General features: G+C 48.1%; 18 protein-coding genes. 14 read left to right on the top strand and 4 right to left on the bottom strand.

Features of this window, described 5'->3' with window-relative positions; genetic code table 11:
* Positions 1–17 precede the first annotated feature (17 nt).
* The 3 genes from P2H89_RS30525 to P2H89_RS30515 form a co-directional block, all read right to left on the bottom strand.
* Entirely contained in the window at positions 18–3,314 is a 3,297-nt protein-coding gene (locus P2H89_RS30525; protein ID WP_275834376.1) for a SusC/RagA family TonB-linked outer membrane protein, read from the bottom strand.
* A gap of 200 nt (positions 3,315–3,514) precedes the next feature.
* Positions 3,515–4,687, bottom strand: a complete 1,173-nt coding sequence (locus tag P2H89_RS30520) for a FecR domain-containing protein (protein WP_275834374.1) — start codon at positions 4,685–4,687, stop codon at positions 3,515–3,517.
* A gap of 67 nt (positions 4,688–4,754) precedes the next feature.
* Entirely contained in the window at positions 4,755–5,372 is a 618-nt protein-coding gene (locus P2H89_RS30515; protein ID WP_275834372.1) for a sigma-70 family RNA polymerase sigma factor, read from the bottom strand.
* Positions 5,373–5,554: 182 nt separating this feature from the next.
* On the opposite strand from P2H89_RS30515, the gene ung reads away from it, so the two are divergent.
* Both ung and P2H89_RS30505 read left to right on the top strand, forming a co-directional pair.
* Positions 5,555–6,226, top strand: a complete 672-nt coding sequence (gene ung / locus P2H89_RS30510; RefSeq protein ID WP_275834370.1) for a uracil-DNA glycosylase — start codon at positions 5,555–5,557, stop codon at positions 6,224–6,226.
* Positions 6,227–6,243: 17 nt separating this feature from the next.
* Complete coding sequence (locus P2H89_RS30505) at positions 6,244–6,987, top strand: 1-acyl-sn-glycerol-3-phosphate acyltransferase (protein WP_275834368.1); 744 nt, start codon at positions 6,244–6,246, stop codon at positions 6,985–6,987.
* A 62-nt stretch (positions 6,988–7,049) separates the two neighbouring features.
* Here P2H89_RS30505 and P2H89_RS30500 read toward each other — a convergent pair whose 3' ends face one another.
* Positions 7,050–9,704, bottom strand: a complete 2,655-nt coding sequence (locus P2H89_RS30500) for a putative LPS assembly protein LptD (RefSeq protein WP_275834366.1) — start codon at positions 9,702–9,704, stop codon at positions 7,050–7,052.
* Positions 9,705–9,822: 118 nt separating this feature from the next.
* On the opposite strand from P2H89_RS30500, the gene P2H89_RS30495 reads away from it, so the two are divergent.
* From P2H89_RS30495 to P2H89_RS30440, 12 genes are all read left to right on the top strand, one after another.
* Complete coding sequence (locus P2H89_RS30495; RefSeq protein WP_275834364.1) at positions 9,823–10,755, top strand: N-acetylmuramoyl-L-alanine amidase; 933 nt, start codon at positions 9,823–9,825, stop codon at positions 10,753–10,755.
* A 124-nt stretch (positions 10,756–10,879) separates the two neighbouring features.
* Complete coding sequence (locus P2H89_RS30490; protein ID WP_275834362.1) at positions 10,880–11,803, top strand: N-acetylmuramoyl-L-alanine amidase; 924 nt, start codon at positions 10,880–10,882, stop codon at positions 11,801–11,803.
* A 119-nt stretch (positions 11,804–11,922) separates the two neighbouring features.
* Positions 11,923–12,912, top strand: a complete 990-nt coding sequence (locus P2H89_RS30485; protein ID WP_275834360.1) for an MlaD family protein — start codon at positions 11,923–11,925, stop codon at positions 12,910–12,912.
* Between the two features lie 10 nt (positions 12,913–12,922).
* Positions 12,923–14,941: an OstA-like protein gene (locus P2H89_RS30480; protein ID WP_275834358.1), complete on the top strand. Its 2,019-nt coding sequence runs from the start codon at positions 12,923–12,925 to the stop codon at positions 14,939–14,941.
* 148 nt (positions 14,942–15,089) lie between these two features.
* Positions 15,090–15,584, top strand: a complete 495-nt coding sequence (locus tag P2H89_RS30475) for a hypothetical protein (protein ID WP_275834356.1) — start codon at positions 15,090–15,092, stop codon at positions 15,582–15,584.
* 336 nt (positions 15,585–15,920) lie between these two features.
* Positions 15,921–16,712 carry a DeoR/GlpR family DNA-binding transcription regulator gene (locus tag P2H89_RS30470; RefSeq protein WP_275834354.1) on the top strand — a complete coding sequence of 264 codons (792 nt, stop codon included), beginning with the start codon at positions 15,921–15,923 and terminating at the stop codon, positions 16,710–16,712.
* A 109-nt stretch (positions 16,713–16,821) separates the two neighbouring features.
* A complete protein-coding gene (locus P2H89_RS30465; RefSeq protein WP_275834352.1) occupies positions 16,822–20,076 on the top strand; it encodes a TonB-dependent receptor in 3,255 nt (1,084 codons plus the stop codon).
* Positions 20,077–20,094: 18 nt separating this feature from the next.
* Complete coding sequence (locus P2H89_RS30460) at positions 20,095–21,813, top strand: RagB/SusD family nutrient uptake outer membrane protein (RefSeq protein ID WP_275834350.1); 1,719 nt, start codon at positions 20,095–20,097, stop codon at positions 21,811–21,813.
* A gap of 229 nt (positions 21,814–22,042) precedes the next feature.
* The gene (locus P2H89_RS30455; RefSeq protein ID WP_275834348.1) at positions 22,043–23,134 is read left to right on the top strand and encodes a hypothetical protein; all 1,092 of its coding nucleotides are present in this window, start codon (positions 22,043–22,045) and stop codon (positions 23,132–23,134) included.
* A 142-nt stretch (positions 23,135–23,276) separates the two neighbouring features.
* On the top strand, positions 23,277–23,783 hold the full coding sequence (locus P2H89_RS30450; RefSeq protein ID WP_275834346.1) for a hypothetical protein: 507 nt from the start codon (positions 23,277–23,279) through the stop codon (positions 23,781–23,783).
* Complete coding sequence (locus P2H89_RS30445; RefSeq protein WP_275834344.1) at positions 23,780–24,049, top strand: hypothetical protein; 270 nt, start codon at positions 23,780–23,782, stop codon at positions 24,047–24,049. Before P2H89_RS30450 ends, P2H89_RS30445 begins: the two co-directional genes overlap by 4 nt.
* A 39-nt stretch (positions 24,050–24,088) precedes the next feature.
* Positions 24,089–24,511, top strand: coding sequence for a hypothetical protein (locus tag P2H89_RS30440; RefSeq protein ID WP_275834342.1), 423 nt, complete (start codon positions 24,089–24,091; stop codon positions 24,509–24,511).
* Positions 24,512–24,541 lie beyond the last annotated feature (30 nt).

Genomic DNA, 24,541 nt, shown 5'->3' with positions numbered 1-24,541 from the left:
AGAGTTGTTTGGTTGTTTTAGAAAGAAGTACTGATGGAGAAAGCCATCGTACGGGCAAAAGGATAGCTGATCCCCCGTTCATTCTTCACAGTGGAAATGCGGAACACATCATTCAGGTAGCCGGTCAGCGTGAGACTACGCATACCCAGCTTTTTCAGAAAGGCAGCCCGGGCAAAATCATATCCTACACGGATAGATTCGCCGGAAATAGTATTTTCCTCCTGTATGAAGCGTGAAGATATAGGTGTAGTGGACGTGATCGAAATGGCTTTGAAACGCGCTACATCTCCCGCTTTTTTCCAACGGTCGTACAATGCCCGGCGGTCCTGGTTGTAGAAAACATTGTCATCACTGATATTCTCTACTTTGTTATACAATGCTTCATTCCTGACATCGCCGCCAACCCGGTAGCGGATAGTGATACCTGCACTGAACCCTTTCCACATAAAGCTGGAATTGATAACACCTTCCGCAAAGGGACGCTCACTGCCTACCACACGAAGGTCTTTCGCATCGTAGTCGTAAGTAACCGTTCCATCCTGTTTCAGGAACATCTCGCGGCCGGTGCCCGGGTCGATACCCAACGAGTAAACAGCCCACATATCTTCAGGGCTGTAGCCATCACGGTACCGTCTGAGGGAATTGGCAAGCTCCTCCGATTTATCAAGCCCCTTCAACTCGTTGGCAAGACCACTATAAATCGCTTTTTGAATAATACCGGTAACACCAATTGTCCAAACCATGGTATTGGGCCTGTTGATCGGCTTGAAGTTGAGGTTTACCTCGATCCCCTTGTTATTCAGGGTACCTACGTTTTTGGGATAACCGTACAAGCCAGTGGAAGATGGCAGGTCGAGCGATACGATCAAAGGATCGGTGTATTTCTGGAAGACATTGATGAAGCCACCAAACCTGCCTTTGAACAACGAGAACTCAGCACCCACATTCGTTTGCAGGGTGTTCTGCCATGCCAGGTTGGGGTTGCCCAGGGTAGCGAGCGTAAGCCCTTGACCAAACAGGTTGAGCGTTGGCTCATAAGAGTAAACAGACACAGAAGTAACCTGGTCGAAATTCTGGTTGCCTGTAGCACCTGTATTCACCTTAAGGCGAAGCAGGCTGATCCATTTTTTATCCCGGAATGCCGCTTCGTTATGCAAGTTCCAGGCCGCACCTACCGACCAGAACGGGCTGTATTTCTTATTGGAGCCGAATGCCGTAGAGCCATCCATGCGGTAAGAAAAGTCGACCACGTAACGCCTGTCGTAAGTATAACTGCCCGATACCAGGAAGTTATTCCGGCGGAACTGCCGGTACGAAGTGGATGGCTGGTCATTCGGATTGTAACTGTATGCAAAAGCTGGATTTCCATTGGTACCCGGCGGAAAACCCACTACTTTCGAACTGTACGCATCATTCTGTTCTTCCTGCACCTCCACCCGGGCATTACCCGATACCTGGTGCAAACCATTAAAGACACGACCATAGGTAAGCATGGCATTGGCCTGGTAGGAGAAAGAATTCAGCCGCTTGTTGGTATGGCTTCCTCTTTCGAATAACCCTACATCATCAAAGTTGCTATGATCGGGTGCCAGAAATACAGACTGCTCACCGGAACCTTTTTGGAGCTGGATCGCACCACGGATATCCATATCCGGGCTTAACTGGTAGTTGATGGCCAGGTTATTCTGAAATGAAAAGTTCCTGGTTTCGTCGAAATTATTCAGCAATGCATTGTAAAGTGGATTAGGAATGCGTTCCGTACGCAAATCCCGGCGTGATGATATTTCAAGATACTTATCAACCCCGCCACCCTCATTGTATTTAGCATAGTAGGGATTGGCCCTGGCAAAATTGGCAAATGAGCCATACGGTGATTCATTGGCGGTGAATCCATTCACAAAAAACTTATTGAGGATATTGACCCTGTTCTTGCGATAGGTAAGGTCGATATTACCCTGCCAGGTCTTACGACCCGATCCCTTCAGTACACCATCACTGATCTTGTATTGAAGACCAGCGGCATAACTGATGATATTGTCACCACCTTCGGCACGCACCGAATGACCCTGCGAGAAGCCCAATTGCACAGGTTCATTGATCCAGTAGGTATTCACGCCTCTCCTTACCCGCTCGAGCCTGGAAGAATACAAACTATCCAGGTACAACTGTTCTTCGATCAATGATTCGGAATAGATCCTGTACCTGCCCGAAAGACGCTCGAACTCGAGTTTCTCTGCACCATCCATCAGGTTATAACCGGTAAGGTCGGGCATTTCGAGTTTGAAGTCGCCATTATAATACAACTGCATAGCGCCCGATTTGGGTCTCCGTGTTTCGATCACCACTACACCATTCGCAGCACGCGCACCATAAATGGCCGTAGAAGCGGCATCTTTTAATAGGGTTACGTTCTCGATACGGTTGATGTCGAGGTCCAGCACCGCCCGCAGGGTCGTTTCAAAACCATCCATGATGAACAGTGGTTGGTTGGGATCGGCAGCAAACTCATTCTGCAATGCCCGGGAGGATATAGACGTTTTACCCCTGATCTCGATCTGGGGCAATTGGTTGGGGTTTGAACCGAGCACATTATTTTCAGTGAGGATGAACGAAGGGTCCAGCGAACGCAAACTCTGAATAACGTTCTGGTTACCGATCGCTTTCAATTGTGTATTGGAGAAGGAAACAGAAGCACCCGTGAAGCTTTCCCGGCGCCTGTTCACGATACCTGTTACCACCATGTCCTGCATATTGATATCGGCAGTAGCCAGGATGATGGCAAGCAGCTGACCATCTTTTACTTTCACCGTTTTTGCCACGAAGCCCACATAGCTGATCACCAGTGTGGCGCCTTCTGTACCAGCATCGATCTCGAAAGAACCATCTGCTTTGGTTACCACACCGATCTTGGTACCTCTTACCACGACACTCGCGCCTACGATCGGCGCACCTTTTTCATCTACCACTTTACCCTTTACAGGTGGTGGCATAGCAACCTCTGCAGCAATCACCGGTGGCAATTCCTTACGCCGCAATACGATCGTGTTGCGGATCGTTTCATAAGTAAATGGCTGGTCTTTAAAGCAAAGCGCGAGTGCGGTAGACAGGCTGGCGCCCTGCACATCAATGGTAACAGGTTGGGCCTGTTGCAGCCAGTCGTTCCGGTAAACAAAAGTGTACCCGGTTTGCTCCTTGATCTTTTTGAAGACTGTTTGGAGCGGTACGTTTTTCTCAGTCAATGTCACTTGTTGTGACATGGTGCCGGCGCTTACATGTAAACAAACACCGAGCAGTAAAATAGCGGTCAATCTCATAGCCAACCCAATTTTGGAGCGGCAGCACAAAACCCGCCTGAAGAGCCCTACAGGCATGGCTTTGCCGTACGCAATTAATTGCATAGTTTTGGTTAGGTTTTGGTGATCAATAACAGTGTCTCAAAAAATTGTTGGAAATCGCCATCCAGCCGGTCATGTTGCCGCATGCCCGGCTTTTTTATGCGATCACCTTAAAACGGTTATCCTTTTGCCGATACGATCAGCTTCTTGTTCTCTATTTTATAGTGAATACCACTTAATTCCAAAATGCGCAATACTTCCGACAACAACAACGTACGGGGGAATTCGCCGCTCATCGCGCCCGGCGGCACGCCATCTTCATACACCACTTCTACATCATACCAACGCTCCAACTCTGCCATCACCACCGGAAAGCTGGTATTGTTGAAATGGAACAACCCTTCTTTCCAGGCAACAACCGCCGCTACATCAACATGCTGGTATCGCTTCAGCTTACCCGCCTGCGCTACCGCCTGTTCACCCGGCTTCAACACTTCCTGCGCACTGCTGCTGCTCATTTTCACTGACCCTTCCAGCAGCGTAGCCGCAATGCCATTTTTGCTGTAGCTGTTTACATTGAAATGCGTGCCCAGTACTTCTATCTTCGCCTCATCGTGGATGTTGACGTGGAATGGTTTTGCCGGGTTCTTCGCCACTTCGAAATACGCCTCTCCTGTTACACTTACCAGCCTTACACTATTCTCAAACCGGGTTGGGTAAGTAATGGATGAGGCCGCATTAAGCCAAACACGCGTACCATCGGGCAATATCACCCTGAACTGGCGCCCGCGGGGCGTATGCATCGTATTAAAGGTCACCGGATCAGCCGCGTTGGACACGGATTCATACACCAGCATGCCGTTTTCGAGGCTGGCTTTGATACCCTGTGCTTTCAACGCGCCGGTATGCGCACTGTCGAGCACAATTCGTTGATCATTGGCGAGGATCAGCACCGCGCCATCCTGTCCGGGCAAAGCATCGTTGATGGGAATTTGCTGCGTCACCACTTCGGCAGGTGAACTTTTTCGTGGCAACCCATAATAAACAGCCGCGCCTGCTATGGCAAGCACGATGGCTGCGGCGGCCCACCACCAAACTGCACGTCTTCGCAGCAGTACAACAGGCGCCGCTGGTTTATCGGCCGTGAGTATGGCATTCAGCAGCGGATCGTACCGCTCCTGGTCATAGGACGGGTCGGCCTGTTGCTGCGCCAGCAGTAAAGCCAGCGTTTCGGAAACAGTTTCCCGATTACTTTCGTCCTGAACATATTGCTGCAACTGCTCCCGTTCCGCTTCTCCTATGCTCCCCAGCAGTTGCTTGCGCATTAATGATTGTAATAATTCCCGTTGCATCGATCAGGTTTAATACCAATAAGACCGGTACACCGACCGTTTATACCAATTCACCTAAAAATATTTTTCAGACCTTGAAAAAAAGGACGGCCAGCACCGAAATGGTGTAGCCCTGACGGGATAAATGATCGCGGAGAAATTCGAGGGAAGCAGAGAGGGTATTGCGAACAGTTTGCACCGATAGATTGAGCTGGCCGGCAATTTCATCCGGACTAAGTCCCTGCTCCCGGTTGAGGCAGTAGATCTTTCTGCGCTGGGGTGATAGCTGTTGTACGCCTTGCTGCAAGGCTGTTTTGAGGAAATTAAGCTGAATGAGATCAAAAGTATCCGAATGGGCATGGGTGCTTTGCAGCTCTACCCTGTCCAGCATCTTCTTTTCGGTCAGGGATCGCTGGAACAATGAATAACAAACATTGCCGGTAATGCGGAATAACCAGGCTTTGGGATCGTTGAGGCCGGGTAGTTTGTCGCGGTTGAGCCAGAATCGTAGGAAGCTCTCCTGGATCACTTCGTCCACGAGCTGGTCGGAATGGGTAATGCTAAAAATAAAGGGCCGTAGCTGTGGCACCAGGTGGCGGTAGAAAGTGGCAAAGGCATCCTCATCGCCCGCAGCTATGCGGGAAAACAAGGAGGGGTCTGCGGGAAATTCGCTTTTCCTCGTTGAAGTGACTGTAGCCTCGTCCATACCGTGGCGCTAAAATTAATTAAAAATCGAAACTGTAAAAGACAGCGGCCACCCCGCCACCGGTAAACAAACGATTGCATGATCTATTTTATTTTAAAAATTTCGCATCCAAGGGCGCCGGGCTAAACTTACATACGGTAGTTTTTGCCTTCATTTTTTATACTTTTACGCAAAATCAAGGAATGGAAGTTAAAATAGGTGATAGCTGGAAGCAAATACTCAGGGATGAATTCAAAAAAGAATACTTTACGGAGATTGTTGGCTACCTGCGCATCGAAAAAGGCAGCGGCAAAACGATCTACCCTCCCGGCAGCCTGATCTTTAACGCCTTCAATCTAACCCCTTTCGACCAGGTTAAAGTGGTACTGATCGGCCAGGATCCTTACCACGGGGCCGGACAGGCGCACGGTCTTTGCTTTTCCGTACAAGACGGCATCAAACCCCCACCCTCTCTTGTCAATATCTATAAAGAGATCAACAACGATATAGGGCTACCCATTCCTAAACATGGTAACCTTACCCGCTGGGCGCAGCAGGGTGTGCTCATGCTCAATGCCTCCCTCACCGTAAGGGCCGGCGAACCCATGAGCCATTCCCGCATAGGCTGGGCCGACTTTACCGATTCTGTGATCCGCAAGGTATCCGAACAAAAAAAGGGCGTCGTTTTTTTGCTCTGGGGTAAATTTGCACAGGCCAAACAGGAGCTGATCGACGAAACCAAACACCAGGTGCTGAAGGCAGCTCACCCCTCCCCCTACTCGGCCGACAGCGGCTTCTTTGGCTGCCGCCATTTCTCCAAAACCAATGAATACCTGACGAAGGAAGGGCTCGACCCCATAGACTGGTCACTGTAATGATTTAACTTGCGCGCATGAAATTCATCAAAGAGATATTGGGACGCCTCTTTGCCCTTTGGGCCATCATCGTATTTACGGTTACCCTCATCATCTTCCTGATTCCCTTTTTACTTTTCACCTGGCATTTGCCCGATCCTAAGAAAAGCTTCCGTTTTGTAGCGCAGGCCCGGATATGGATGGGCGTCTTTTTGCCCCTCATCGGTTGCCCGCTACGGGTAAGGGGCCGCGAAAACTTTGCCCCCGGCGAAAACTATGTGGTGGTCTGCAATCACAACTCGTTTATGGATGTGCCTATCTCTTCGCCCTCCATCCCCGGTGGCAATAAAACCATTGCCAAGATCGAAATGGCCAAAATACCGTTGTTTGGTTTGATCTATAGAACCGGTAGTGTGCTGGTAGACCGAAAGAGCGACAAGAGCCGTAAGGATAGTTTTCAGCACATGAAAAAGGTACTGGGCATGGGCCTGCACATGTGCATCTACCCCGAAGGCACCCGCAACAAAACCGATCAACCCCTCAAGACTTTTCACGATGGCGCCTTCCGACTGGCCATCGATACCGGCAAAGCCGTGATCCCCGGCATTATTTTCAATACCCGCGGCGTATTGCCCGCCAGCAAACCTTTCTTCCTGATGCCGCATCCGCTGCAGATCCATTTTCTGAAACCCATTCCGGTGGAGTGGAACGATACGGTGGATACCCTGAAGAACAGGGTGCACGAAGTGATGGCAGCCTATTATTTAGCCAATAAAAAATAAAAAGCCCGGCAACAGTAACCTGCGCCGGGGCTTTGGGTAAGTTTTTCAAACTCCTTATTTCATTAATAGAAGTATCTCGTTCTATTGATCTTCAGATCGCGCAGGATGCCCGATTTCGGATTGATGGTAATGTTGAAAGTGCGGTACGTACCCACCGGCGTTACGTTGATCGACAACTGCCAGCAGTGCATTTCGCGCGAAATGAACATGGTCAGCATCTGGATCGATGAGGTACGGAAATCATAATACGTATTGGCGCCCATCTTCCACTTGGGGGTAAGGTTGAAGTCGCCGTTCAGGCTGATGTTCGAATTCGTTTGCGTTTCCCAACCCGAATAGTTGGATTTGAAGTTGCGGGTAAAACTAAATGAATAAGAAATATTCAAAGACCAGGGAATATTGAAGTCGGCAAACTCTGCGGGGTTCTGGCGTGCAAACTGCAGTTGCTCCTGCATCTCTTCGGGTGTCATGGGTGGCAGATTAGGGTTCTTGAACTGATCCTCATTTTCTTTCGCCTTTTTTTCGTCCTTCGGTTTACTTTGGAAGGAGGTAGAAACAGCTATATTACCACTCGTGATGCGGCCCGGTGAAAAACTGCCGCCCTTCCAGGCATATTCATCGATACGATATCCCGCCGCATTTACCTTATAAGGATCCAGGTTGGCGCCCGCTGTGATATTGATCTTCTCAAACAGCGTACTCCTCAGGTACAGGCTGATATTCGATAACTTGAATGAATCGGCCAGGAAGTTATATCCACCGTTGAAACCAAAACCATCGATGAGGCGTACTTTCTTGATGCCGCCTTCGCTGGTATCTTTCTTGGAACGCACTTTCGCTTCCAGGTTATTATCAATTCCAAAGCTGATACCGCCAAACTGTCCTTCGCCATAGGGGCCAAAGATGGTTCCGTCATAATAAGAAAAGCGGTACTTGTTTCCCGCGGTATCTACCTGCTCGGTATAATAAGACCCCTTCGACATATCGGGCTTATAGCTGATCGAGAACGTTGGGCGGATCACGTGGCGGATCGCCGTGATCGGGCTATTCGGCCCAAACTTTTCATACTTTCCAAAGAGTGCGGTACTCATACCCAAACTGAAGGAGATATCGCGCGCAGTGTAGAATCCTTTGTTGATGGATGTATCCATCAGTTTGGTCGTCGGATTCCAGGTACGTTTGAATTTCCGGGAATACCATTTCTCGGAATAACTTACACCAGGCGAGATCTGCAGCGGCCCCAATGATGGCAGCGAAAGCTGTATGGGAATATTGTGCTGCGCGCCCCATTGCATGGTATCGAGGATATTGGTAAGGCTGAAATCCTTCTCGTAAATACTGATCTGGTTGGCCACGTTGGTGTTCAAACCAAGACCCAGTTTCTCGTACCATTTCGACTCACCCACCATTTCCTTTTTGGCAAACGGATAAAAGGTGTTCACCGTAAATGCCACGTTGGGCAGGTTCATATTGATGAGTGCCGGTTCGTTATTGTTCTGGTTGTGGTTGGCGCTCGCCGTAAGGTTGAACATACTACCCCAGGTCTTTGAATAGGTGATCGAAGAACTGAGGTTGTTCTGGTAGTTCCGCAAGGGGTTATTGGTCACGTACTGGTTGAACTTCGAAGAACCGGCATTCACGTTGGCCGAAAAGGTTTGTCCTGGCCGGGCGCGGCTATCCACGGTGTGGTTCCAGGATATATTGAACGTCTGTGCCGTGGTGAACTCCTGCTTGGCATCCTCGCTCAGGATACGGGTGCTTTGATAAGCCAGGTTCAACCCCCCATTGTAGCGGTACCGCACGCGGTAAGTAGGCGTCAGGAATGCAGCCCAGCCACCATAGGAGTAAATATTGGTTCGCAGCGTTACATCAAAATAGTCATTGAGCACCTTATAGTAGCCCAATCCTTCGAGCCCCAGGCCAAACTGATCGCTGGCCGTGAACTGCGGCGGCAGCAAGCCTGAGTGCCTGCCCTGCGACAAGGGGAAATATCCCCAGGGCAGGTAAATGGGAACGGGTACCCCCTCAAATTCCGGGTGAATAGGCCCCGTCACTGCCAGTTTCTGGCTCACCATCTTCATCCGCGGCGTACGGAAATTAAAGTGCGGTGTATCGAGATTACAGGTGGTGATGATACCCCGGGAAGCGAAATATTCTGTCGGTGAAATCTTCTTAATGGTACCGCCGTGCACGATCATTTCTCCCTGTGCGGTGATGGTCGATTGGGTAAGCCCCTTCTGGGTCTTCGTATTGAACCGCATGTAGTCGGCATCCATTTTCTGATCGCCCTGCACCATTTTGGGGCGGCCTCTGAGGTTGCCCGCCGAGTCTTTACGGGAAGTAGCGATCACCTCATTCTTGGATTGATCCATTTCAATACTGTCGGCCGTGAGGTCCATATCCTTGTACTTCACATTGCCCTTACTATATAGAATGATGCGTTTATTGGGTACATCCATCACCATCGAGTCGGCAGCGGAATATTGAATCGGGGCATCGATCGAGTCTTTCGACATCTTCACATTGAAGGTATCTGATTTGATACGGGAAGAGTCACCTGCTTTTATAGTAGCAGAATCACGGGTGCGCGGAATGGTATCGACTTTGGGGATCGTGTCCAGGTAAGGCGTTAATGTATTGTCAAAACGCGTAGGGGACGAATAATTACCCAGCACATTCATCGTTACTAAGAACAATGCGACGAGTATTATAGGCAACCCTGGTTGTTTTAGGCTATTTTTGCGTCCGTTAATCATATGCAGTGGTGGGCAAAAATAGTTATTAATGCATTAAGATTATGTGAAGATTGGAAGGCCCAAAAAATCATAACAAAATATGTTGAAAAGGATTACAGGCGTTATAGGTATTGCTTTCGGAATGTTCATGCTGATCGCCTTTACTGCTAAAAGTCCTGTACCACCTAAGCAGCGATCCCCGCTGGGCACCATCATCATCGATCCCGGCCATGGAGGGAGAGATCCCGGTACCATTGGGCAGATCTCGAGAGAGTCGCGCGTATCACTGGCCATCTCACTCAAGCTCGGCAAAGCCATCAAAGCCGCGTTTCCCGATACCAAGGTGTTGTATACCCGCACTACCGATATATTGCCGGGCAATAAAACGTTGAAAGAATCTTATTATTACCGGTCCGATTTTGCCAACTCCGCCAACGGCGACCTCTTCATCAGCATACATTGCAACTCGATAGGCAAGAAACCGGGCGGTTGGTACGAGAAAAAGATCGTTTCCTACAAGAAAGTCACTACCGGCAAGGGCAAAAAAAAGAAGACCAAACAGGTACCCGTCTACAAATCCTATTACGTAAAAAATACCCATAAAGGTACCGAAACCTATATCTGGGCGGCCGACCGGGGCCAGCTGAAAGGCGACGCCATCAACCAACGGCAGGAAGAAAGCGGTGAAAAGGCCGATAGCGCCCTGTCGTTCGACATGAGTTCGCCCGAAGCCCGCATCCGTGCGCAGTTGTATGAGAAGAAGTATTTCGCCAAAAGCCTGTTGCTGGGCAATTTCGTAGAGGAGGCTTTCGAAAAAGGAGGCCGCAACAGCTTCGGCGTAAAACAACGTAATCAGGAAGGCATCTGGGTGCTGCAGGCTACCGGCATGCCGAGCATACTTGTAGAGACCGGTTTCCTGTCGAATACGGAAGAGGAAAAATACCTCAATAGTGAAAAAGGGCAACAGGGCGTTGTCAGCGCCATCGTTTCAGCACTCAAAAAATACAAATCGGCCATCGAGAACGGCAAATAGAAAACTTAATACTGCCGGGAAACCCCTTGGCAGAATATTAACGTATTAATAAGCATCTTCATCCGTTATTTTTGCATCTTTCGTTAAATTCGGCCTTTGCGCCAACATCGATACGGATAATAATATGATTAAAAAGACCACTTATTTCCTGCTGATTGCCACAGCCTTCGCGCTACTGACATCCTTCTATACCAACCCTGGTGCAGAAAAGCAGAAACCGGTGATCAGGACAATCATTGTCGATGCAGGCCATGGCGGATCTGATAATGGCGCCCGTGGCGATTACTCTTTCGAAAAAGACATCTGCCTCGGCGTAGCCCTCAAACTGGGCAAGAAACTGGAACAGGAATTTCCCGACGTAAAGATCTTATATACCCGCACACGCGACGAGTACCCGTCTATCAAGGCGAGGGCCGATTTCGCCAATGCCAATAAGGGTGATCTCTTCGTGTCCATCCACGTGAATGCCGGTGCTAAGATCAGGCACTCCAAATTTTCCGGCTACAAAACCGAGGTCTATTATACCGGCAAAGGAAAAAAGCGGAAGAAACACACCCGGAAAGTACCCAAATACACCTATTATTTTACCGACAATCCCTCCAATGGCACAGAAACCTATATCTGGGCAGCCGACCGCGCCGATGCCAAAGGAGAGTTTGTTTCCGAGCGCATGACGGAAGAGGTGAACGACTCTACGGAATATGCTCCCGATATCAATGACCCGGAGTTCAAGGCCAAATCACTGTTGTGGACCAAACGTTATTTCGATCGCAGCCTCATGCTGGCCACGATGGTCGAAGAAGAGTTTATCAACGGCGGCAGGGCCAGCCGGGGTGTAAAACAACGTAATGAAAAAGGTATCTGGGTGCTGCAGGCAACGGCCATGCCCAGCATATTGGTAGAAACAGGCTTTATCTCTCACCGCCCCGAGGAAGATTACCTCAACAGCAGCAAAGGCCAGGAAGAAGTGGCCAATAATGTACTGGCAGCGATTAAGCGCTATAAAAGCGCCACTGAAGGCAATCCTGAGCCGAAGCAGGGCTTTTAAATGCTGAAAACTGGAATCCCGAAGCTGTAATTCCCTATTTTTGTTGATAATATGCTTTTTTTAGCGGGCCCGTAATTTGCCTGCTGACTAAGTACTATTGTACACAAAATAGCCGGTAAATGAAAATTTCGAACGAAACCAAGGTTGGATCTCTCACTGCTATAGCTATCGTAATATTGATTTTGGGCTTTAATTTTCTGAAAGGAAGGAACCTCAGCGACCGGAGCGACAAGATCTATGCTGAATTTCCCAGTGTGGAAGGATTGCAGGTTTCCAATCCGGTTTTTATCAAAGGATTGCAGGTGGGCAAGATCTACGCCATGAAGGAAAAGGATAAGAACCTCAGTGGCGTCATCGTCACCATCAGCCTCAATAAAGACGTTAACATCGCTAAAAATTCAGTGGCCACCATCAGCAGCGAGTTGCTGGGCACAACATCGGTAAAGATTGCCCTGGGCAATAGCGCCGAGTTTGTGCAGGATGGTGACACCCTGTTGACGGCAAAAACACTGGGACTGGCCGACAAACTGCAAAGCAGCCTCGACCCCACCCTCGCCAGCGTCAATAAAACATTGAGCTCGCTCGATACCGTACTGCTGAACCTCAACAGCGTACTCGATCCACGCACCAAGAACAACCTGCAAAGCATTGTAGCCAACCTCACCACTTCTTCCAAATCGCTGGAAAGGTTGCTGGATGCCCAAACAGGGATGCTGGCCAAAACGCTTAGCAATACGGAGAAGATAACCGGCAACCTGGCGGAGAACAATGATAAGATCAACGCTACAGTCTCCAATCTCGAAAAAGCAACCGGCAAACTCGCCAATGCCAATTTCGATCAGGCAGTCAATTCATTGCAAAGCACCATGAAGAAACTGGAAGCCACGGTTGATAAGATCAATGGCAACCAAAGCTCACTCGGAGCGCTGTTAAATGATCGCAAATTGTACGACCAGTTATTACAAACCAATCGCAGTTTGACTACCTTGCTCGACGATCTGCGGATGCATCCAAAACGTTACGTCAACATATCAGTTTTTGGAAAGAAGGATAAGAAAGGTCCGCTGATGACACCGATTTATGATTCCACTTCTACGCAGAAACCCTGAGAAGATTAAGATGCGAAGGTTATTCAGCCTGATAGTATTACTGCTAATGGCAAGCGCTGGTGCATCTGCCCAGGTAATTACTACCCCACAGCCAGGCGCCGACACCATGAAAAGAGTGCAGCTGATCTATGCCGACCGTGTTCGGATAGAACAAAGGGATTCTGTAACCGAAGTACAGATCCTGGCGGGCAAAGTGCACCTCAAACAGGAAAAAACACAATTCTACTGCGATAGCGCCATCTACAATAAGTTTACGAAGATCGTGGAAGCCTTTGGGCATATCCACATCAATGATGCCGACAGCATCCATACCTACAGCGACTACCTGCTGTATCATGTGGATACCAAGCAGGCCATCCTCACCAAGAACGCCAAACTCACCGATGGCAAGTCTACCCTGCTCACCGATGAGTTGCATTACGACGCCAACCAAAAGATCGGCGAGTATTTCAATGGCGGCAAACTAATCAACAATAAATCGGTGCTCACCAGTAAGGAGGCAACCTACTATGGAGAACTGAAGGACATTTACTTCAAAAAGGACGTAGTACTGGTAGATCCGGCATATACCCTCAAATCGGACTCGTTGTTGTACAATAGCGGTACGGAAGTAGCCACGTTCATCACGAAGACCAATATTGAAGACAGTGCTAAGCGCAGGATCACGACCAAAGAAGGATATTACGACCTGAAGAATAAGAAAGCCAGTTTCGGCAAGCGGCCCATCATCGAAGACATCAAGGCAAGGACCAAGACCATTGCCGACATCATAGATACTGATGATTCGACCGGCATCACCACCCTCATTGGCCGTGCCGTGCACATTGACAGTGCCCAGGGTGTTTCGGTGCTCGCCAATTACATGCAGGTGAACAAGAAAGAAGAAAGTTTTTTTGCTACGCAGAGCCCGCTGATGATCATCAAGCAGGACAAAGACTCTATTTACATCACTGCCGATTCGTTGTTCTCGGGCCGCCTCAGTAAACTGAAGCAGGCAGCCAAATTGGATTCGGCTGCACAACATACCGATAGTGCGAAAGCAATCATGGCCATCAATGCCCACCCGCCCGACAGTTCCGGTGCAGGCATAGTAGCTTTGAATAGGGATTCGGCAGCCGTAAAGATCGACAGCCTCCGGGGTAACGTGGCCATGAAAGTGGATTCGGCAGCCCTCAGGAACGACAGCCTCAAAGAAAACGTGGCTGTCAACGTTGATACAGCCACTGTTAAGGCCGACAGCCTGTTGCGCAAAGTCGCCATCACTGCAAATGATAGTGCTGCCGCCAGGATCGTTGTGGCAGCTAAGCCCCCTGTCGTCAACAAGAAAACGAAAGACAGCGGCAAAGCCAAGCCCACCCCAAAAGGTATTGCCACCAACGCGAAAGTTAAAGAGGCAGGTAAGGTCGATACCCTCAAAGGCACCGTTACGCTCGATACCAAAGAAAAGGCCAAAAGCGATAGTGCAGACCGGTATATCATGGGCTATCACCATGTACGTATATTTTCCGACTCCCTGCAAGCCGTGTCCGATAGTATGTTCTACAGCGGCGCCGACTCTGTGTTTAAGCTCTTCACCGATCCGGTGGCCTGGGCCAATAACAGCCAGATCACCGGAGATACCATGTACCTCTACACCAAAAACAAGAAGCCTGAAAGACTCTATGTATTCGAGAACGGCTTTGCGGTGAATAAGGTAGGTAAGGACATGTACAACCAGCTACGCGGTAACCGGATGAACGGATACTTTTTGGATGGCAATATCGATTACATGCGCTCGAAAGGCAATGCACAGAGCGTTTTCTATGTGATGGATAAGGACAGCGCACTGGTGGGCATCAACAAAGCCGAAGGCGATATCATTGATCTGCGGTTTGCCAATAAGGAACTGAATAAGGTGGTGGTGATCAGCGAACCCAAGGCCACGATGTTCCCGGCTAAGCAGGCTACCGAACAGGATAAGGTGCTGCGCAATTTCCGCTGGCTGGAGTCGAGAAGACCCAAGACCAAGTTTGAGTTGTTTGGGAATTAGTCGGCCTGCGCGCGCTTAACTCAACGTTAAAGCACTCCCCTACCCAACTGCAAAAGCCGCAACCCGTCCACTCTTCACGCAACTTTAACAGGGGTGCATTAATACCATGGCATCATTTTTCGTTCATAAAGGTCAAACCGGACGGAATATGAAAAGCACTTCACTGCTCTTTACAACAACCAGGAATCGTTACACTTTTATCATTGCCCTGTTATGCTGCGGCACATTTCTTTCCAAGCAGTCCGCTGCACAAGACTATAGGCTTGGCCTTGGCGTGAGGCTCAGCAATTCGACGCCTACGATCAACAGTTCATTCAGTGCAAAATATTTCATACACGAGCGAAGTGCTGTAGAAGGATTGGTATCCTGGGGCAGCCGCTTTGGCGTGGGAGCGCTGCTTGAACTGCACCAAAGTTTTGCCGGTGCACAAGGCCTTCGCTGGTTTTATGGCGTGGGACCTTATGTAGGCTGGCAGGATAGTGAAACCTTCCTCGGCCCGATGGGCGTATTGGGATTGGATTATAAATTTCCCAATGCGCCGGTGAACCTCTCGCTCGATTGGAAGCCCGAACTCGACATCATCCCCGAGATCAACTTTGTACCCGACGCCTTTGCCTTGACAGTGCGGTTTACGTTGAAGTAGAGGCGCTCCCGTTCCTGCTGACATTTTCACCGAAACAGCCTCGTAAACGGGCATCACCCGCCCACATTCACCCGAATTGAGTAAGGGCCCCGAGACGATAGGCACCTCCAAACAGGTGCCTCCTTCGCCATTGGAAGGCATATTCGGGACATCAAGACCCATATCCACCTCATTTATGTCGACGGCCACCCTGCAGCAATGCCTGCAAATACGGGACGGCCGTCTTTTTTTATGCACTAAAACCACCCACGCAATCGATTGACTTTGCCGTTATATGTCAATTTATGCAGGATTAAGGAGCCATTAATATCTTTTTTATCAACTTTTTGCCATTTTATGCGACAATCTCCTTACTTTGGAGTCGTCAACCAGGCTAATATGCTTAAAAAAGAACGACAAGCTTACATACTCCGGCAGGTAAACCTGCATAATAAAGTATTGTCTTCCACCCTGAGCACCGAGATCAATGTATCGGAAGATACGATACGCAGAGACCTGCACGAATTGGCAGAAGATGGCAGGATCATCAAGGTACATGGCGGTGCGCTCTCCCACTCTTTTCACGATCTGTATAACCCCTCCGGCAATATCTACCTCCAGGACAGCAAGCGGATCATCGCTGAGAAAGCGGCATCGCTTATTGAGGATGGTATGTATGTGCTGACCAGTGGCGGTACCACGATCCTGGAAATGGCGCGTGTATTGCCGCCCGACCTCCGGGCCACCTTTGTTTCCGGCAGCCTGCCGGCCATTGTGGAATACCTCCACCACCCCAACATCGACGTGATCGTCATCGGCGATAAGATATCCAAGAACAGCCGCATTACCGTAGGCGGAGAAGCGATTTCCAAGATCGGGCATATACGGGCGGACCTGTGCATCCTTGGCGTGGATGCCATATCGATACAACATGGGGTATCCGACAGCGACTGGGATGTGGTGCAGTTGAAGAAGGCCATGATCGAATCGTCGCAGCGCGTGGTTTGCCTCAGTATCGCGGAAAAGACCAATTCGGTAAAGCCGGTGCATGTTTGTCCGGCCAGCAGCATTCACACGCTGATCACCGAATTACCGCCCGACGATCCCCGTTTGCAAGCCTATGCCAACGCCGGCATCGAGGTTATCTGATCAATCGTCATTCATAGCAGTCAACCATAGCCGTACCCTTATTTCATTTTTATCCTTCCCTTATCCGCCCCTAATATCAATGAGGCTCCATACACTTAAATAACAATTTATGAGAAGTTCCAAACCACTATTCCTGCTTCTATTGCTTTGCCTGACGGGCTTTGCGTATGGGCAGACGATTACCGGTTCGGTAGTAGACAAGACTACCCAGTCACCGATCCAGGCAGCGACGGTGACAGCCGGAAAAGGTCCGCAATCTGTCCAGACAAATGCCGAAGGAAAATTCACGATTGATGTAAAGGGTGCGAAGACCATCAGCATATCGATGGTTGGGTTCACCGCACAGACGATTAATGTAACGACAGCTGCCGACTACAAGGTAGAGTTGGAAGTTACCGATGCCTCCTTGCAACAGGTGGTAGTGGTAGGTTACGGTACACAGAAGAAGGCCAACCTTACTGGCGCCGTAGCTACTGTTGACGTAAACAAAACATTTGGATCACGCCCCGTAACGGACGTAGCAAGAGGTTTACAGGGTGCTGTAGCGGGCTTGACCATCACTACAGCTACCGGTGACCTCGGTACCGATCCGAAGATCAGGTTGCGCGGTCTGCAGGGTTCGTTGAACACCGGCGCCGGTGGCGCCAAGCCATTGATCCTGGTCGACAACGTAGAGATTCCCAGCCTCAACCTGATCAACCCCGACGATATTGAAAGCATTTCAGTATTGAAAGATGCTGCTTCTGCTTCTATTTATGGTACACGTGGAGCTTTCGGTGTGGTGCTCATCACGACCAAATCTGGCAAAAAGGGTGCTCCTACAAGGGTTACTTACTCCAACAACTTCGCGTGGAACTCGCCAACGACTACCCCGAAGCTGATGAATGCTGCAGACAACCTGGAAGCTGGTTTAAGGGCTTTTACACGGACCAGCAGCGCGAATTCTTATAAATTACTCGGATCTACTGTAGATTCATTTGCCGTAGTAAAGGCCCGGGAATGGCAAACTAAATATGGTGGCCAGGACCTCGGTGATGAAATGCAACGTGGACGCGACTGGGATACCATTGGCGGCAAGTTATACTTCTACCGTTCCTGGGATCCTGAGAAAAAATACATGGATATGTGGACGCTTCAGCAGCGACACGACATCGGCGTATCTGGTGGCAGCGAAAAAACCACCTACAACCTGGGCCTTGGCTACATGGACCAGGCAGGTATGCTGAAAACAAATCCTGATAAGTTCCAACGCTACAACCTTACACTCGGCATCAATACTGCTGTAAAGGATTGGCTCGATGTACGCGGCAAGGTTTTATACTCGAATACGCTGACCGAAACACCTTTCATCTTCAGCGGCACACAATACGGCCCACTGTATTACCTCTACAGATGGCCAGCCAACTATCCTTACGGTACTGTGGATGGCAAGCCATTCCGTAGTGCAGTAACTGAAGTACAACAGGCGAATATGGACAACAACAAACGTTCCATGTCGCGTATTTCAGTGGGTACAACCATTAAGCCATTTAAAGGTTTTACGGTTGATGCCGACTATACCTACACCAACATCAACCAGCACCTCAAGCAGGTGGGTGGTAATACACAGGCCTATAACTTCTGGGATTACAGCACGACAGTAGGCTTGAACTATTCAGCTTATCAGCCCATCAGCTACAATAAGGCCCGCTACTATTCTTATTGGAATGAGATCAATACCGGAAAGGTATTCGCTACTTACAATAAGACTTTCAATAAGGATCACGTGTTCAAATTCATCGCAGGTGGTGATGTCGAGATCTATAAAGCAACCGATCAGTCATCCGAGCGTGCTTTGTTGATCGATCCTGCCTATGGCGAGCCTTCACTGGCTACCGGTGCCATGACTACCGACAACAGCAATGGGCATTGGTCAACACTTGGTTTCTTTGGCCGTGTCAACTATGCATTCAGGAACAAACTGCTGCTTGAATTGAACGGTCGCTATGATGGTTCTTCCAAGTTCCCGCCCAGTGAACTCTGGGGCTTCTTCCCCTCCGTATCTGCAGGTTATGTACTCACAGAAGAAGATTACATGAACTGGAGCCGCGACGTGCTCAGCTTCCTGAAGGTAAGGGCTTCTTATGGTTCAATCGGTAACCAGGTGGTGGGTAACTACCGCTTCCTTTCGCTGATGAGTTCTTCCAACTCTGGTTGGATCCTCCCCAGTGGCAACACTGTTACCATGAGTACGCCAGGCGCTACCTCACCCAACCTCACCTGGGAAACCATTAACACCCTCGATTTCGGATTGGATGCGCGTTTCATCAACAACAGGCTGGGTGTTAGTTTCGATTGGTTCCGCCGTAACACGCTCGATATGATCACTTCTGGTATCACACTGCCATCTTCATTTGGTACAGGATCGCCTGTACGCAACTTTGGAGAATTGCAAGGTACTGGCTGGGAACTGTCGATCGATTACAACCATACCTTCCACAACGGCCTACATTTCACGGTTACCGGTACATTGTCCGACGCGGTAGAAAAGATCACGAAGTTCGCCAACGTAACCAAATCATTGCCCGGCCCCATTGCTGGTATCAATACCACTTATTATGAGGGCATGACACTCGGAGAAATCTGGGGTTATGAAACAGATCGTCTCTTTACAGCTGATGATTTTGTAAGTGTGGGAACCACTAAGCCAGGCATCCCTTCACAGAAAAAGCTCGAAAGCGGATCATTTGTATATGGTCCCGGCGACGTAAAATACAAGGATCTTAACGGCGACGGTGAGATCTTCCAGGGTACCAACACCGTTGATAACCCCGGCGACAAAAGGATCATTGGTAACTCTACTCCCCGCTACCAATATGGTTTCAGGATCGATGCAGACTACAAAGGATTCGACCTGGGCATTTATGTACAGGGTGTAGCCAAGCGCGACCTGTGGGCAAGTGGCCCCATCGTGTTCCCCGGTTTCAGATCAGCAGAAGTTTGGTTTGCACACCAATCCGACTATTGGAAAAGCGAAGCTGACAAGAATGCATTCTACCCCCGTGCGGTTGAGTACGGAGCTACTATCGACAGGTGGAACTTCCAGCCCCAAACCAGGTATTTGCTGAACATGGCCTATACGAGGATCAAGAATATCAGTGTTGGATACACATTACCTACAGCCATCGTTAAGAAAGCCGGTGTACAAAGGGCTCGCATCTACTTTAGCGGCGAAAACCTGATCACGTTCGACAAGCTCGGCAACATGCCCATCGATCCGGAGATCGATTTCAGCCAAACTCAATTGGACAATGACAGGGCAGGTTTTGGACGTGTATATCCATACCGCAAAACCATCGCTTTCGGATTGCAGGTTACCTTATAAAACATCAAAAAAGATTGTATGAAAAAGATATTATTGTATATAACTCCGGCGTTGATGGCTGTAAGCTGCACGAAAACGGATGATTTCCTTACCAAGCTGCCGTTGGATCAATTGACCGACCAGACATACTGGACCAGCGAAAGCAACGTCAGAACCTTTACCTGGGGCTTTTACCCAACCTATTTCACCGGGTATGCATCTGGCTTCGACCTCTCCTGGGGAGGTTATTTTTCAGGAGAATCATTGAACGATGATTTCGCCCCCACTACACCAACACCATTCACGAAGACCGTACCCTCAACAGGCGGCGGGTGGTCATTTACCAATATCCGCAAAGCCAATCTCTTCATTGAGCGTGTAAAGGGCGTACCCATGGCTGAAGAAGCTGTTAAGAACTGGGTAGGCATCGGTCGTTTCTTCCGCGCCCTGGAATACAGCAGCAAGGTGAGAACCTTTGGAGACTATCCCTGGTACGGATCGGTGATCACTAGTGAGAATGATACAGTTGCGTTGTACAAACAAAGAGATCCCCGTGAACTGGTCATGGACAGTGTATTGCTCGATTTCAAATACGCTGCGGAGAATGTTCGTGATGCCGATGGAGCCACTGGCCCTAAAGGCTTGATCGTGAACAAGGCCGTTGTACTGGCATTCATGTCGCGCGTATTCCTCTTCGAAGGCACCTGGCAGAAATACCAAAAGGGTAATACGACCAAGGCCAACGAATACCTGGAAGCAGCCAAATGGGCTGCCAATGAAGTGATGACAAAGTACACATACACATTGGGCGCCGATTACAGAAAGCTGTTCAACTCCCTCGATCTTTCTACGAACAATGAAATGATCATGTACCGGAGATACGAAGCAGGTACCAACCTACTCACGCATAGCTTGCATAGCTATGTGAACAAAGAAGCGCAAACAGGAGCCTCGAGAAACCTGGTAGAAACTTACCTGGCAAAAGATGGCTTACCAATCGCTGTTTCTCCGCTCTACAAAGGCGACAAAACAATTGCCAATGTAATGGCAGATCGCGATCCACGCCTGAATGCAACCATCGTTCCTGCATTGCGCCTGAATGGTATCGCCAGCAACTATTCTACATCGGGTTATTCAACGTTGAAGTTCTTCAACGATGACATTAAAGACGCCGCTGATGGCAACTCCAATACCAATACAACAGATGCGCCGATCATCCGATTTGGAGAAGTATTGATGAACTATGCAGAAGCTTGCGCCGAGCTGGGCACCCTTACCCAAGCCGACCTGGACAAGTCGATCAACAAGCTGCGTAAACGTACCGGCATCAATATACCCAACCTGGAAGTACAGGGTGGATTGCCTGCTGTTGCTGGTGTAGCTTATGACGACCCAAACAGAGATCCCCTGGTACCGGCTATGATCTGGGAGATCCGCCGCGAAAGAAGGGTTGAGCTCGCTATGGAAGGTTTCCGGAACAACGACCTGAGAAGATGGAAGAAACTGGCTTATACGGACACGAAAACCAATGTAACCATTAACCGTGGTGCATGGGTTAAAAAGTCTGATTATGCAGGTACCCTCAGCGTAACCATCGAAGGTGGTGCTGCAGAAGGCTACCTGGTACCTTCTTCCAAAGCCGAACTGGAAAGACCATTTGTAAGCGACAAAGTATATTTAAGTCCGCTGCCATTGGATCAGATCAAACTGTACAAGGACAGAGGCATAGAATTGAAACAAAACCCAGGTTGGGACTAACCATACCTGATACCAAAAGGATTCATGATGACAAAGGATGCCAGCCGGCATCCTTTGTTCGTTTATACCTATTCGGAAACCTGAAACCATTTTAACCCAATATTATATGTCTTTGAGCACATAATAGCTGTACTGGTATTGACATTCCTATCCCGCTTTCCTATCTTGGGCCGGAGGGTAACATTCAATGAGGGTAACCTGAGCCTGACATTATCCATTAAAATAATCTATGACATTCGCCCATTTCTCAATGATCAAACCAAAGCGGCCATTAGTCGTGATACTACTGTTACTAACTCAATTCTTCGCCAATGGACAGGACTTTGTAGGTTTCTCTGAAATAGGGGAGAAAATGAGTGTTATTAGCCCCAATCCCGAAGAAAGGATAAATAAAATAAGAACTGTCACGAAAACCATTTCTGATTCTGTTGGGACAAGAGTCTTATCCCGATTAACCTATTCACCCGGAGGGTATTTATCAAAATTTACTGAATATTATAATTACCCTTCAACAGACAGTATTGTATACTCATTTCATCGAAGCAAAGCCAATGAGGCTGTCATGACGGCCAATACGTTTAGAGCGACCATAGCGAAGACAATCGAAGGAAACTCACTTCATGCTTTCATTGATGATATTGAGCATCTTGAAAGTGAGGCTGTGGAAATAAAGAAGATCTATTCAAATACGCCAGATTCTAATTTCAAGATCACTACCATGATCAATGGCAAAGTTGTTGACAGTATCGAAATTCCGCAACTCATTAAACTTGAAGCCGAAATAAAAAATCAAAAGCCCGACACGACAAAATACGACTCAACCTACCTCGGTGATACTTTGCTGTTAAAAACAGTAGGTGTAGTAAACAACCTGAGTAATTTAATAAAAAAGTGGCAAATTTCAAGCATTAAAGAACCAGTAAAAGTCGAATCATTTACCTATCGCGGAGACTCACTAATTTACTACGATTTGTACATCAATGAATACGATAACAAGAAAAGACTGATATCACATAGCGAGTTCGGCGGGCCACCGCTCAAACAATTTATTAGCGAAAAGACAGAATATAACGACAAAACAGGTGAAAGAATTGAATATCACGATTCCAATCCCACGTCCGGTCGTCCAAAGCGCATTTGGACTTACAACAGGAAAGGAAAACTTATCAGCGCCATAAGATATTTTGATGGATATGAAAGTGAAGGTCGACTAATTCTTGAATATGACAAGAAAGGGTTATTGGTCAAAGAAACGAATTTCATAAACAACAAACTGGAATCTACTGTTACCTACGGCTATACCTACTACCGGCAACGGTAGTCTTTTGTATCCATTTTTAAGAAGATATTACCTCCAAGCAGTCTGGTCCACCATCCTGGTTGGAGCAAATTGAAGAAAATAATATGAAGATATTCTCCAACAAATTTCGATTTATGATTACTCTTTCCATCTTATCCTGCTCTTGCCAAGAGCAAGGGTCAAAGAGTTTACACCGAAGGAGTATCTAAACATCGCAGTCATAAATAAAGCAGATTATGCCAAAGACAGCATCTATGTAATAAACTATTTCCGTCATCACTTGAAAGAGCAAAAGGAATTCTTCTTTGACAATAAGTATTCATCGGATTCAACCCAAATCACTATTGACACCATTGTTTACAATAACGAATTTACCAAGATGGGGATCCTCCTCATTACACAAAACCCTACCAGCAGACTTTCCATAAAACCAAGTGCTCTGTGGTACTACGAAGGCACATCGTATATCGGGATTCGAAAGAATAATTCTATCCTGTTAACCTGGATGGGGCCATCCTTTACAAAGGCCGAAGACCAGCAGGAGTTGTCCCATGATATCAGAGAATACTTCTTTACAGAACTCGCTGATAAACGGGATAGTTTGCATAAATACAATATGAATGATACCCGCTTCTGGAGTGGCCCCTACTTAATAAAAATAAGCCCATGAAAACGTCTCTTTTATTATGCGGTAACCTCCTATGCTTTCCATTGCTAATAATAATTTATTACCTCACTGCCTATGGCCTGGGCTATGCCACAAGTGCGGGGCATGAAAACGAAGCATCCATCTTGCTGGCCGGTTTCATGGGCATTCAATTAGCTATAAATGTTTTAACACTCTATCTATTCAAAGTGCGGGAGAAGCTGCCTATTATTGCCAGTAATAGCTTGATCCTGATCTTATACGGAACGATGTATTGGGTTTGGCGGTAAGCCGGAGGCGTGAAACTCCATCTGTATAAAAATAAAAAAATGAAGTCTCCCGCAATTTTTAGCCTCCTCCTTTCAGGCATCTCAATACCCTTAGCGGTGTTCACTTATTTTCTATTTAAAACGAATGATGTTGAAATACTCGCCTATACGATTGGACTTTACAGTATCAATGCAATAATAGGTTTAGCGGCCTTTGCCTTCTTTGGTACACTGACAAGGGAAATTAACATTCCGGTAAAGGTTCGATTGCTTTGCTACTTTATACTTTGCGTTATGGTCATGAACTGCTTGCCTTATTATGAGACAAAGAAAATTTTCACCATTGAATTGTTTAAAGATATTGCCTCCCCAAAAGCTGATCCTTTTGCGATCAGCCTTCATATCATTTACATAATAAGTTTTATCCTTGCAAGCCTGATATGTTTTGTCCCTAGAAACAATACTAAAGCAGAGGAGTCATGATTTGAACAACTCAATTTCAAATGCAGCGCA

The organism is Paraflavitalea sp. CAU 1676, assembly GCF_029223285.1.
Classification (GTDB): domain Bacteria; phylum Bacteroidota; class Bacteroidia; order Chitinophagales; family Chitinophagaceae; genus Paraflavitalea.
This window is presented reverse-complemented; position numbering and strand designations above follow the sequence as displayed.